This is a genomic window from Burkholderia sp. Bp8992 (genome assembly GCF_003853705.1).
In the GTDB taxonomy this organism is placed as follows: domain Bacteria; phylum Pseudomonadota; class Gammaproteobacteria; order Burkholderiales; family Burkholderiaceae; genus Burkholderia.
The window spans coordinates 1-12,165 of record NZ_QTQI01000031.1 but is presented as its reverse complement, the minus strand read 5'-3'; the positions used below and the strand labels follow the sequence as shown (position 1 = coordinate 12,165).

The window sequence follows — 12,165 nt, the reverse complement described above, 5'->3', positions numbered from 1 at the left end:
GAGCAACCAGCATGGCCACCCATTCGCGACGCGACTTTCTGAAGTTCTCCGCCGGCCTCGCCGGCGCGACCGCCGCCACCGCACTGCTGCCGGAATCGATCCGCAAGGCGCTGGCGATCGAGCCGAATTCCGTGACGGGCACGATCCAGGATGTGCAGCACATCGTCGTGTTCATGCAGGAGAACCGCTCGTTCGACCACTACCTCGGCCACCTGAGCGGCGTGCGCGGCTACAACGACCGGTTCCCGGTCACGCTGCCGAACGGCAGGCCGGTGTGGTTCCAGCCGCGGCAGGAGGACCAGTCGAGCGTGATCGCGCCGTTCCGCTACGACACGACCAACCCGGGCGTCAACGCGCAATGCATCGGCGGCCTGCCGCATACGTGGGCGACGACGCACGGCGCGATCGACAACGGCCGCGCGGACCAGTGGGCCGTGCAGAAGTCGAACATGACGATGGGCTATCACGTTCGCGACGACATCCCGTTCCACTACGCGCTCGCGGATGCGTTCACGGTATGCGACAACTACTTCTGCTCAATTCCGGGCAACACGCATCCGAACCGCATGTACCTGATGACGGGCATGGTCGATCCGCTCGGCACGGGCGGCGGCCCGCTGCTCGACAACACCGACTACATCGACAACCAGTTCGACAAGATCAAGTTGCCGCCCTTCAACTGGACGACCTACCCGGAACGGCTCGAAAAGGCCGGCATCTCGTGGCAGATCTACCAGCAGGGCACCGGGTTCGACAACTTCACCGGCAACTACGGCACGAACATGCTCGCGTGCTTCAACAACTTCGTGAATGCGCCGGCCGGCTCGTCGCTGCAGACGCGCGGGATGAGCACGCGCCCGATCACGCAGCTGAAGGCCGACGTGCAGGCGAATGCGCTGCCGCAGGTGTCGTGGCTGCTGCCGCCCGCCGCGTATTCGGAGCATCCGAAGTTCACGCCGCTGTACGGCGCGTACTACCTGTCGACGATCCTCGATGCGCTGACGTCGAATCCGGAGGTGTGGAGCAAGACCGTCCTGCTGATCATGTACGACGAGAACGACGGCTTCTTCGATCACGTCGTGCCGCCGTCGGCGCCGACGCTGCCGGGCTCGGGCATGAGCACCGTGGACGTATCGCTCGAGCGGCACAACGTCGTGACCGCGACGCAGGCCGGCACCTATACGGCCGACAACCTGCCGTACGGCCTCGGCCCGCGCGTGCCGATGTTCGTCGTGTCGCCGTGGTCGAAGGGCGGCTTCGTGTGCTCGCAGGTCTTCGATCACACGTCGGTGCTGCAATTCATCGAGAAGCGCTTCGGCGTGATGGAAACCAACATCTCGCCGTGGCGCCGTGCGATCTGCGGCGACCTGACGTCGGCGCTCGACTTCTCGAAATCGGATGTCACGCTGCCGTCGCTGCCGAGCACGCAGGCCTATGTCGCACAGGCCGACCTGCAATGCTCGCGCGCGTCGTCGCAGACCGCACCGGCCAGCACCGCGCAGCAGGTCGTGACGGCACAGGAAGCCGGCACGCGGCCGGCTCGCGCGCTGCCGTACGAACTGCACGTGACGGGCCAGCTCCAGGCGCAAGGCTATGCGGTGACGTTTGCGAATTCGGGCACGCAGGGCGCGCACTTCTGGGTCTATACGGGCGATCCGGCTGCGATGCCGCGCCGTTACACGGTCGAGGCCGGCAAGCAGCTGACCGACACGTGGGCACTCGACGCGAACGGCAACTACCTGGTGAGCGTGTGGGGGCCGAACGGCTATTTCCGGCGCTTCGCGGGTTCGGCCGCCGCGGATGCCGCCGCGAAGCCTGAAATCACGCCGTGCTACGACGTGGCGAACGGCGATGTCTACGTGACGATCGCCAATGCGGGCACCGGCCCGCTCACGGTCACGGCGACCGATGTCGCGTACGGCGGCGCGGCGCGCACGCTGACGATCCCGGCGGGGCAACGCGTCGAAGCGCACTGGGACCTGTCGTGCAGCAGCCAGTGGTATGACCTGCAGTTCGCGGTGGCCGGCAATGCGGGCTGGACGCGCCGCATCGCCGGGCACGTCGAAACCGGCAAGGCCAGCATCACCGATCCGGCGGCCGTGGCGCCGACGATCACGCCGGTCTGACGGCAACCGGTACGACGACGCGCCGGCCGGGTGACGCCGGCCGGCGCGTTTTTATTCGGTATCGATGCCGAAGCGGCGGTGTCAGCGCAGCAGCCCGTCGTCGTGCGCCATCATCAGCGCGCGCATCGCGGACCACATTCCGTAGTAGTGCACGATGTAGCTGTCCGCGCGGCGGAACAGCCAGGGCGTGTTGAAGCTGACGAGATCGGCCACGCCTTCGCCTTGCAGCTGCCCGTCGCGCTCCATCGCGCGAATGAAATGCAGCTGGTCGCCGTCGCTCGCATAGACGCTCGACCGGTCGTGCAGCGCGGCGATCGTCGTCATCAGGTCCTGCAGCATCGCGTCGTTGCGTTCGGTGCGGCGGAACGCCATCACGCCGGAGTTGAACGACCACTGGCCGATATCCTGCGCGAGCAGCCAGTCGCGCCCTTCGAACAGCGGCTCCAGCGGTTGCTGCTGGTCCGCGATCAGCACGTCGGCATCGAGCCACACGACCCATTCGTGATGCTGGAGGTACGCATGGAGCAGCCACGGCTTGAACCAGTTGCCCGTCGCGTTCAGCCCGATCTCGGCGGGAATGTCGCGATGCACGTAGAGCGTGTAGCCGTGCGCATCGGCGTAGCGCCGGAAATTGCGCTCGGCGACGCGTGCGTAGCTGCCGATGTTGGGCGTGTACAGCATCATCAGCGCAATCGGGCGGCCGGGGTTGTACGTGCTGCGTTCGGCGGCTTCGTCCGGTGCGGCGGCGTCGTGATCGAACGAGAACATCGGCCGGCCGGCGGCGCGGCATCGATTGACGTACGCGACGAGCGTGTCGCGAAAACGCGGCGTCGTGCCTTTGCGTTCGGGGTCCCGAGGCGTGTCGTCGATGCTGATCGCGAACGTCGGTGCGCGGCCCCACATCGGATCGAGGTCCGGGCTGCACGGCATGACGGCGTACAGTCCGTCGATCAATGTCATGTAGCGATGCGTGTCGAGCCCGGCGAACAGCGCGGCTTCCGACGTCAGCCTCGGCTCGCTGCCGAGCTTGCAGCGCTGCACGAGCTGCATCACGATCGCGCGCACGTCCGGCGTGTTGCGCCAGATCTGCACGTCGACCTGCGGCAGCGGCGGCGCCAACGCGTCGACCAGCAGCCGGTCGCGCCCGGCCATCAGGCGTTCGAGTGCAACCGGCTCGATGATCGCCGCATCTTCGCCGAGCAGCAGCACGAGTTCGTCGGGCTGCGCGTTGCGCAGCACATGGAGCAGCGATTCGTAGCGATACAGCGGCCGCAACGGCAGCGCCTGCGGCATCGCGGACGCGTCGACGATCTCGTGACGATAGCCGTGCACCTGCGCGTACCAGCGGTGATTCTCGAGGCTGGCGGGGGCAGGCTGGCTGAAGTGGCTGAGGACGATCATCGCGCGCTCCGCGGGCAGGGAAGCGGCGCACGTCGCGCGATTCGCGCGGCGTGCTTGCGTACGGACCTGCCGCCGGGCATGGAGCCCGGTGCGTGCCGCGCCTGTCCGTGGCGGACGGCACGGAAGATTTGCGCGGCGTCGCGTTCCATTCTGTCAGCCCTGTTTCCCGATGGCGTTGCTGTGGGGCGTTGCTCGCCCGTTCGACTGCGCGCCCGATGGCGCGGCCAGTCGCCGGAGTATCGCATAACCGTTTCGCGGATTCGCAGGTGCCGGCCGGCCGCTGACACTGCCTGACAGTGTGCCGCCGGCGCTCCGCTAGAATGCCGGGTTGGTCGCCGCCGCTTGACGCGGCCGGCGCTTCGCGCGCTACACTGCGCCATGCCACTCCCGCTCAACCTTCCATCCTGCCGACGATGACGTCTCCTGTCCTGAACGGCCTGCGCATCGGTATCACGATCGGGTTGCGTGCCCCCGACGAAAGCCTGTGGATCAACGGCATCAAGCAGAACGCGCTGTTTCTCGCGAAGCTGCTGATGGCGTCGCCGCACGGCTACCGCGTGACGCTGGTCAACACCACCGACGTGCCGCTTACCGATGCGCTGCCGTGGGATCGCAACGTGTACGACACGCGTGCGTTCGCCGACATGAAGGATGCGCTCGACGTCGTGATCGAGCTGGGCGGGCAGATCAACGGCGAGCAGACGGCCTACCTGAAAGCGCGCGGCGCGAAGCTCGTCAGCTACTGCTGCGGTGTCGAGTACATCAACGCGATGGAGTCGATGCTGTTCGGCCGCCGGCTGTGGGATTCGCTGTTCATCAATCGCGGCTACGACGAGGTGTGGGCGATTCCGCAGATCGCGCCGTCGTCGCTGCCGTTCCTGCAGTCGCTGCGCCGCTGCCCGGGGCGCGTCGTGCCGTTCGTGTGGGATCCGATGTTCCTGAGCGCACGCGCGCAGACGTTGCCCGAGCACGGCGAATATCGGCCACGCAGCGAGCCCGGCAAGCGGCTGACGGTGATGGAGCCGAACCACAACGTCGTGAAGTTCTGCGTGTATCCGATGCTGATCATCGACGAAGCGTATCGGCGCGACCCCGACGCGATCTGCTTCGCGCACGTAACGAACGCCGATCGCCTCGCGCACGACAGCCCCGAGTTCGTGATGCTGATGAATTATCTCGACATCGTGCGCGCGGGCAAGGCGAGCTTCGTCGGGCGCTTCGACACGCCGCTGTTCCTGGCCGACCTGACCGACATCGTCGTGTCACACCAATGGTCGAACCCGCTGAACTACTTCTATTTCGACGTGTGCTGGCAAGGCTATCCGCTCGTGCACAACGCGAGCCTCGCCCCCGATCTCGGCTACTACTACCCGGACAACGACGTGCAGCAGGGCGCCGACGCGCTGCTGCGTGCGCTGCATACGCACGACGACGACTGGGAAGCGTACACGCGGCGCCAGCGCGAGATCCTCGGCCGCTATACGTCGGCGAATCAGGCGCTCGTCGCCGAATACGACGGGCTGCTCGCGAACCTGATCGGCGCGCCGGTCGCGTAAGGCCCGATTTTCCGCGGCGCATGATCATTGCGCCGCCGGCCGCCATCGGGATTGTCCCGCCCTCATGTCTGACGAAATAATGCCGTTAAAAAAAGAAACCGCCGAACCCGATCGGTTCGACGGTTTTGAAGGCACGAAATTGACGGCTCCGAGGGAAGTCCGTCGGAAATAATTTTATAGGTTAACAAGTCTTTAAGATTGTTAAAGATGTTTCAATTAATAATCATCATATAAATGAAACTTGATATGATTGATTCATCTCAACCGATTCCGTTTTTAGATTAGTTAATATCGTTTGAAACGCGAAAATTGAATGCTGCGGCGATCGAATGATGTGCGGCGGCCGATTTTCAGTGGCTGGCGGCCCGAGTCGTGGGCCTTTGCCGCGAGCCTGCGCACCCAAGGCGGGCGGTGCTTCATGGGCGTGCATTCGTCTGATTAATTAACGATTTTCCCATTTGTAGTACCGTGTATCGCGAAAGAAATCGATTCGCATAAAGCGGTCTCGGTGGTGAAAATAAACGATCAGGATTCGTGGTTCCGTACTTTGTGTTGTGTGACCTGTCGCACTGTCGGCACGGTCCGCGCATGGTGTATTTGCAGTAACCGAATATCGTTGAAAATATCGAATTTGACGGCGCGCCGAAGCGAACAGTACGCTCCCGGAAAAAATCGACATAACAGGATGGGCCGGGTAGGCGGCGGAGCGCGTCAGGGTCGGTTTGCTCCGCATGTTTGTTGAGGTCGAGCCGCGATCGGCGGCTCGCCATTTGCCGGAGCACCGGATGAATGCGGTCGAAGCTCGCCTGGAGGCGAATCGGGAAGTGAATCGTGACGAGATCGATCTCGTGTTCGGCGCTCCCGACGATCATGCCGATCTCGCATCGGTACGCAGTTTCGTGGAAAGCCGGCTCGGGTTCGCGCATGAACCGGTGTGCCGGGCCGACCTGTCGGGCGGCGTGCTGTACCAGGAGCGCCTGGCGCGGTTGCGGTGGGGCGAGCGCGATGCGCTGCCGCCGCTTGCCTTCCTGCCGCGCCTCGAGGCGCTCGGGCTGATGCGCTGGTTCGACCGGCTCGTGGTCGGCCGGACGATCGACGCGCTGCGCGCCGATCCGGCCGCGATTTACGGGTGCAACGTCGCGGCTGCGAGCGCGGTCGTCGACGACGCGTGGCTGGCGATCTTCAGGCGGCTCGAGCGCGAGCCGTCGGTGGCGGCGCGGCTGGTGGTCGAGATCACGGAGACGGGGCCGCTGAACCCTGTCGCGGGCCGGTCGTTCGTGAACCGCTTCCAGCAGGCCGGTTGCCGGATCGCGATCGACGATTTCGGCGTCGGCTTCAGCGCATTGAACAATCTGGTGGTCGGCAATCCCGACATCGTGAAGCTCGACCGGTCGATCCTGTCGATGATCAAGCGCAACGCGATCGGGCGCTACCAGTTCCGCAGGCTGATCGCGTTCGCGCACGAAGGCGCGCGGCACGTCGTCGTCGAAGGCGTGGAGAGCGAGATGGACCGGCAGATCATCATGGATGCCGGCGTTGCATGGGCGCAGGGCATCCGCTTTTCATGGCGGTCGCCGGCCGCCGCGTGACGGCGTGAAAACGGGCACGGCGGGACGAATCGCAAAGGGGTGTGGCATGGCGGGGACGAAGGCCGGAGTCGGAACGGGCACGCAGGCAACCGATGCGCGCGACCTCGTCGCGCTCGCCGAGTTGGCCGACATGCTGCGGCAACTGGGCGCCGAGTCGACCGATGTGCCGATCGACGTCGCACCGTATCTCGACGGCCTGAAAGCCGTCGCACGCGGTATCCAGCGGATGAAACCGCTCGATGCCAACGACCGCGAGCTGGCCGCGCGACACTATTACGCGGGCGTCATCGCCGGCGCGTGCGGCGACGATTCGGCGATCGCGCGCGGCGTGTCCGACAGCCTCGCCAGGCAAGCCGGCAGCGTAAGCGGGCAGGCGCTACGTCGTTTTGGCGTGCTCGCCCGCATGGGACGGCGGCATGGCCGCGTGTTCGCCGCGCAAAGCGGCGATCGCGTGCTGGTGTAGCGCAGCCGGCGCGCGTCCGAAGGGGCGGTCAGCCGAGCGCGCGGCCGGCGAACAGCGTCTGGATCTGCTCGGAGTATGCGCGGACGTTGTGCTCGGCGAGCGTGTCGACCTGGTGCAGGCAGCGGCGGGCCGCGGCCGCGTAGTCGTCGAGCCGCGCGTCGTGCGTCTGCGCGGCGGTCGCGATCGCGCGTGCCGCATCGAAGATCTCGAAGTCCGGGTAGTAGTAGCCGACGTCACGCAGGAACGGCGAGTTGTGCACGAGCGGGTAGTTGCCGTACAGCGCGTCGTACAGCAGGTAGTTGAGGCCGTTTTCCCAGTGGTGCGACACGACGATGTCGGTGTGATGCGCGGCCCATGCGACGAACGGCGCGCGCACGTCGGCGGTCGCCTTGCCGTCGCGCACCATCTCGAGCCCGAGCGCGAGATGCTTGAAGGCGACGTTTTCCTTCTTGTCGAACGTGTTGGTCATGTACACGTGCTCGACGAGCTCCGGGTGTTCGACGTAGCACGCGTTCGCGGCGAGCATCGGCACGATCGCGCTTTTCACGACGTTCAGGTTCGGCTCGAAGAACGCGATGCGCTTGGCCGGGCCGTGGTTGCGGTAGCCGAAGCGCGCCTTCAGTTCAGGGTCGGCGTCGAGGCTGCGCTCGATGAAATACGGTGACCAGATGTGCGGCAGTTCGATCACCGGCGCGCGATACACGGCCTGGAAATAGGCCGCGCACGTGTGCATGTGCTGCGGGTTGGTCCAGATCTCGTCGAACTGCACGCGGTGCGGGTTCGGCCGCCAGTCGTTCTTCTCGAAGTTGATCGTCTCGACCGCGATCACGTAGTCGTTGCCGAAGCGATACGACACGCACTTGCCGCCGCGCTGGCGCACGACGTCCGTGTGCGACGGATCGACGAACGCATTCATCTCGATCAGCAGGTCGGTCTGGTGGACGACGGCCGACAGCGGCCGCAGCGCGTCGCCGAACGCGTCCATCATCAGCGCCTGCGGATACTCGGTGATGCCGTTGTCGTGTGCAAGCCAGACCTCGCCGATCAGCGGCGACTGCTTCAGCAGCATGTACAGGTACACGCAGTGCTGGTTCGCGCCGTTGTACCAGATCGACTGCGTCGCGTCGCGCTGCACGTTCATCGTAATCGCGACATTGAGTTTCATCGGATCGGCTCCGTGGGGCGGGCGGCGCGCGGCTTATTGCGCGAAGTTTTGCGACTGGCGCGGCACGTAGCCCGTCAGGTGCCAGCGGCCGTCGTCCTCGAGGCGGAAGCTCAGCTTCTCGAACACCGTGGAGCCGCTCGTCAGCGTCGTCGCGTAATCGACGTTCGCGTAGAGCCCGTCGGGCATCCCCGGCGTACGTTCGTAGCGGATGCGCGTGACTTGCGCCCAGCCGCGATGGCTGACCGTGCCGACCGACTGGCGTGCATGCTGCATGTCGGCCGCGAACTGGTCCTGCTTGATGCGCGCCTTCACGAACGCGGCGGCGTCGGTCCACACCGCGCCGTACTGGCCGGCGTCGAGCTGCTTGAACACGGCATCCGAGTCGCGGAGCAGCGTGTCGGCCGATTCGCCGGCGGCTTGCGCGTGCGCACCGATCGCGATCGAAGCGGCGGCGCAGCCGATCAGCCATTTGGCGCGGGTGAGGAGCGGGCGTGCGGTCATGTCGGAGTCCGTAAAGGGCGGCGCGTCACGCGTCGCGATAGAGGGAAGCGATCGCGTCCGTGTAGGCCGCGACATTCTCGGGGTTGTAGATGCTGACCGAATCGAGCACGTGCTTCGACTGCTCGCGATAGGCGTCGAGATTCGCGTCGTGCTCGTCGAACGCCTGCAGCAGCGCGCGGCCGCCGGCCTGGCAGTCGAAGTCCGGATAGAAATACCCGGCCTTGCCGAGGAACGGCGAGTTGTGGATCAGCGGATAGTCGCCGTACAGCAGCTCGTAGTACAGGTAGTTCTGCGCGTTTTCCCACGTGTGCGATACCACCGCATCGCCGTACGCAGCCATGAACTCGTACACCGCATAGCGGCTTTCGAACGTCGTGACGCCGTGGTTCACGATGTCGAGGCTCTTCGCGAAGTGGACGAACGTCGCATGTTCCTTCAGGTGGATCGTGTTGCACACGCGCACGAACTCGAGGAACCTCGGATTGGCGCGGTACGCCTCTTCCGTGACCAGCATCGGGATGACGCTTGTCTTCACCATGCAGATATTCGGTTCGAACATCGTCACGCGCCAGCGCGGCTTGCCGGGCTGATAGCCGAACGTCAGGCCGGCGCCGAGCGTCGCGCGCGCCTTGTCGAACAGCATCGGATGCCAGATGTGCGGGACGATCGTGACGGGCGCGCGCAGGCCGGTCTGGTAATAGTGCAGGCACGAGCGCTCGAACTCGGGAATCGTCCACACAGCGTCGTACGGCGCGCCCGAGAACAGGAAGCCCGACGGCTTGTCGAACATCGCGCGTTCGATGTCGATCACGTAGTCGTTGCCGACCCGCATCGTGACGACCTTGCCGCCGCGGTCGCGGAACGCGCGCAGGTAGTCCGCGCCGAACTGCGCGCTCATCTCGATCAGCACGTCGCAGCGCTCGAGCGCTTCGTCCATCGACAGCAGCGGCACGTCCCACTCGCCGAGCATCATCTGCGGGTCGGCAACCTGCTCGCCGCCGTTCACCATCACGGCTTCCGCGACGAGCGGCGACTGGCGCAGCAGCAGGATCAGCAGCAGGCAGTTCTGGAAGATGCCGTTTTCCCACAGCGACTGGCCGGCGCCGCGCACGAACAGCGACACGCCGACGACGAGACGCTTGCCCTCGCCGGGCGCTTGACGGGCATTGGAGTCCGACATGCGTATGCTCCGGTTCAGGCGACCAGACGCGAGACAAACGCGTCGAGGTTCGCGGGATTGTCGATCGAGACCGATTGCAGCAGCCGGCCGGCTTTCGTGCGGTAGTCGTCGAGGCGTTCGTCGTGATGCAGCCACGCGTCGAGCAGCGCGCGGCCGCCCGCGGCGGCGTCGAAATCCGGGTAGTAATAGCCGGCGTCGCCGATCAGCGTCGAGTTGTGGATCAGCGGATAGCCGCCGTACAGCACGTCGTAATACAGATAGTTCTGCCCGTTTTCCCAGTGGTGCGACACGACCGCATCCGCGTGGCGCGCCATGAAGCCCGGCAGGTCGAGGCGCGGTTCGAAGGTCGCCTTGTGCTGGCGGACGAGATCGAGGCTGTTCGCGAAGTGCACGAAGGTCGGATGCTCCTTCATGTGCATCGCGTTGACGACGAACATGTGCTGCACCGCGTCCGGCCGCGCGCGGTAGAACTCGTCGCACGCGAGCATCGGGTAGTGGCAGGACTTGGCGACCGAGATGTTCGGTTCGAGCATCGCGAGGCGCCACGGGCGGGCGCCGGGCTGATAGCCGAACGTCGCACCTTCGCCGGCGATCACGGCGACGCGGCGCTCGAGGAAGTACGGCGACCAGATGTGCGGCATCAGATGGACGGGCGCACGCAGGATGGTCTGCAGCATCGGCGCGGCGGTCTTGTCGTATTGCGGCAGCAGCCATACTTCGTCGAACGGCGCGCCGTTGAACACGTGCCCCGACGGTTTCCCGAAGATCGGCGTTTCGCACAGGCCCGCATAGACGTGCCCGCAGAAGAACGCGGCGATCTTCTTGCCGAGTGCCTTCATGTGCCGGAGCCATTCGACCGGCAGCTGCGCGCCCATTTCGATCACGACGTCGAGTTCGTGCGTGACGTCGGCGGGTTTCACGAGCGGGATGTCGAGGCCGTCGAGTTCGAGGCCGGCCGGCAGCGCGTTCGCATCGCCGCCGTTCAGGAAATAGACGGGGCCGACGCGATCCGAGCGCTTGAGCATCATCGCGAGGAACGCGATGTTCTGGTGAATGCCGTTTTCCCAGATCGCCTGGCCGTCGCGCGCAAACAGCGAGATGCCGACAGCCGGCCGTTGCTTGCGGGTGCCGCCCGCGGCGGCTTCATTGATGTCCGTCACCGGTTGGTTTCCTCTGCGGCGTCGTGCGTCCGGGCATCGCGTCGAGCGTCTGGCCCGGAAGCGGCGCGCCGTGGGTTGTCATGGTTGGATTCGCGCCGGTGCGTCGCGGTACGCGAATCGGACGACGAGGTTCGCGAGGGCGGCAGCCGGATTCCGGCGTGTCGTCGGGCGCGCCTGGCGCGCGCGCGATTCGGGCAGGCTGCCCCGGCGACTGTCTGCGGCGATTGTGGCATGGAAATCGCCGGTTTTGGCAGGACGTGACGAACTTTGACATCCCCGCCGGCCCCACGGGAGCGGGGCGCCGGCGTTGCGGCGCCCGCGTTGTCCGGCGCGCCGCTGGCGGCCTGCCGGATCGGCCGCCGCAGGTGCGGCGGCCGGCTGCTCAGTGCTGCAGCCGGATTTCGACGCGGCGGTTGCTCGCGCGGCCTTCGGGCGTCGCGTTCGATGCGACCGGATCGGCCTTGCCGCGGCCCGACACCGTCATCGAGTCGGTCTTCAGGCCGTGTGCCTTCAGATAGGCGGCGACCGATTCGGCGCGGCGCTTCGACAGCGCGAGGTTGTAGTCGTCGCTGCCCACCGAGTCGGTGAAGCCGGTAACCGACACCTGCGAGTACGCGTGGTCCTTGCGCTCGTTCAGCAGCCGGTCGAGCGATTCGCGCGCGGTCGGCGCGAGCGTCGCGTGATCGGTGGCGAACAGCGCGTCGCCCGACAGGTTCACCTGTTCGACGGCGGCGGTTGCCGGTGCGGCGGCCGAGGCCGCTTCGGCCGGCGCCGCGCCGCACTGGAAGACCAGCGTGGCCGGATCGGATTTGTCGCGCAGCGCGCGGGCCGAATCGACGGCGCGCACGGGCTCGTCGCCGCAGATCTTTCGGGCGGCCTTCATGCAGGTCTGCGGGCCCGACAGCAGGCCGTGGCAGTCCACCTGGAACGTGCGCACGCCGTCGCGCGGCTGCAGTTCGGAGGCGCTGAAGGTCGGGCCGGAGGCGGTCGAGCACGCGGCGAGGGCCGTTGCGGAAAGCGCGAG

10 protein-coding genes are annotated in these 12,165 nt (G+C 66.0%); 4 read left to right on the top strand and 6 right to left on the bottom strand.

The genetic code is table 11. The annotated features are described in order from the left end of the window. Positions 1-11: 11 nt before the first annotated feature. The gene (locus DIE03_RS32305) at positions 12-2,126 is read left to right on the top strand and encodes a phosphocholine-specific phospholipase C (RefSeq protein WP_124456230.1); all 2,115 of its coding nucleotides are present in this window, start codon (positions 12-14) and stop codon (positions 2,124-2,126) included. Between the two features lie 81 nt (positions 2,127-2,207). Here DIE03_RS32305 and DIE03_RS32300 read toward each other — a convergent pair whose 3' ends face one another. Beyond that, positions 2,208-3,527, bottom strand: a complete 1,320-nt coding sequence (locus tag DIE03_RS32300; RefSeq protein ID WP_124456229.1) for a galactosyl transferase GMA12/MNN10 domain protein — start codon at positions 3,525-3,527, stop codon at positions 2,208-2,210. A 413-nt stretch (positions 3,528-3,940) separates the two neighbouring features. Between DIE03_RS32300 and DIE03_RS32295 the strand changes: the two genes are divergently transcribed. The 3 genes from DIE03_RS32295 to DIE03_RS32285 all read left to right on the top strand — a co-directional run bounded on the left by DIE03_RS32295 (position 3,941) and on the right by DIE03_RS32285 (position 7,135). Further along, positions 3,941-5,083 (top strand): DUF2827 domain-containing protein, encoded by a 1,143-nt coding sequence (locus DIE03_RS32295; protein WP_124456228.1) that lies wholly within the window; start codon positions 3,941-3,943, stop codon positions 5,081-5,083. Positions 5,084-5,868: 785 nt separating this feature from the next. Further along, on the top strand, positions 5,869-6,672 hold the full coding sequence (locus DIE03_RS32290; protein ID WP_124456227.1) for an EAL domain-containing protein: 804 nt from the start codon (positions 5,869-5,871) through the stop codon (positions 6,670-6,672). Positions 6,673-6,718: 46 nt separating this feature from the next. Further along, on the top strand, positions 6,719-7,135 hold the full coding sequence (locus DIE03_RS32285) for a hypothetical protein (RefSeq protein ID WP_124456226.1): 417 nt from the start codon (positions 6,719-6,721) through the stop codon (positions 7,133-7,135). Positions 7,136-7,163: 28 nt separating this feature from the next. Here the strand turns inward: DIE03_RS32285 and DIE03_RS32280 are convergent, their stop codons facing one another. The 5 genes from DIE03_RS32280 to DIE03_RS32260 form a co-directional block, all read right to left on the bottom strand. Beyond that, the gene (locus DIE03_RS32280) at positions 7,164-8,300 is read right to left on the bottom strand and encodes a DUF2827 family protein (protein ID WP_124456225.1); all 1,137 of its coding nucleotides are present in this window, start codon (positions 8,298-8,300) and stop codon (positions 7,164-7,166) included. A 33-nt stretch (positions 8,301-8,333) separates the two neighbouring features. After that, entirely contained in the window at positions 8,334-8,801 is a 468-nt protein-coding gene (locus tag DIE03_RS32275) for a DUF4019 domain-containing protein (RefSeq protein ID WP_124456224.1), read from the bottom strand. Positions 8,802-8,826: 25 nt separating this feature from the next. After that, entirely contained in the window at positions 8,827-9,981 is a 1,155-nt protein-coding gene (locus DIE03_RS32270) for a DUF2827 domain-containing protein (RefSeq protein WP_124456223.1), read from the bottom strand. Between the two features lie 14 nt (positions 9,982-9,995). Further along, entirely contained in the window at positions 9,996-11,141 is a 1,146-nt protein-coding gene (locus DIE03_RS32265; protein ID WP_124456222.1) for a DUF2827 domain-containing protein, read from the bottom strand. A 382-nt stretch (positions 11,142-11,523) separates the two neighbouring features. After that, on the bottom strand, positions 11,524-12,165 hold a 642-nt coding region (locus DIE03_RS32260), incomplete at its 5' end, for an OmpA family protein (protein ID WP_148092909.1).

What these genes read in the sequence shown, in the direction of transcription:
- DIE03_RS32305 (WP_124456230.1), top strand. Translation starts at nt 12, where the DNA reads ATGGCCACCCATTCGCGACGCGACTTTCTGAAGTTCTCCGCCGGCCTC.
- DIE03_RS32300 (WP_124456229.1), bottom strand. Translation starts at nt 3,527, where the DNA reads ATGATCGTCCTCAGCCACTTCAGCCAGCCTGCCCCCGCCAGCCTCGAG.
- DIE03_RS32295 (WP_124456228.1), top strand. Translation starts at nt 3,941, where the DNA reads ATGACGTCTCCTGTCCTGAACGGCCTGCGCATCGGTATCACGATCGGG.
- DIE03_RS32290 (WP_124456227.1), top strand. Translation starts at nt 5,869, where the DNA reads ATGAATGCGGTCGAAGCTCGCCTGGAGGCGAATCGGGAAGTGAATCGT.
- DIE03_RS32285 (WP_124456226.1), top strand. Translation starts at nt 6,719, where the DNA reads ATGGCGGGGACGAAGGCCGGAGTCGGAACGGGCACGCAGGCAACCGAT.
- DIE03_RS32280 (WP_124456225.1), bottom strand. Translation starts at nt 8,300, where the DNA reads ATGAAACTCAATGTCGCGATTACGATGAACGTGCAGCGCGACGCGACG.
- DIE03_RS32275 (WP_124456224.1), bottom strand. Translation starts at nt 8,801, where the DNA reads ATGACCGCACGCCCGCTCCTCACCCGCGCCAAATGGCTGATCGGCTGC.
- DIE03_RS32270 (WP_124456223.1), bottom strand. Translation starts at nt 9,981, where the DNA reads ATGTCGGACTCCAATGCCCGTCAAGCGCCCGGCGAGGGCAAGCGTCTC.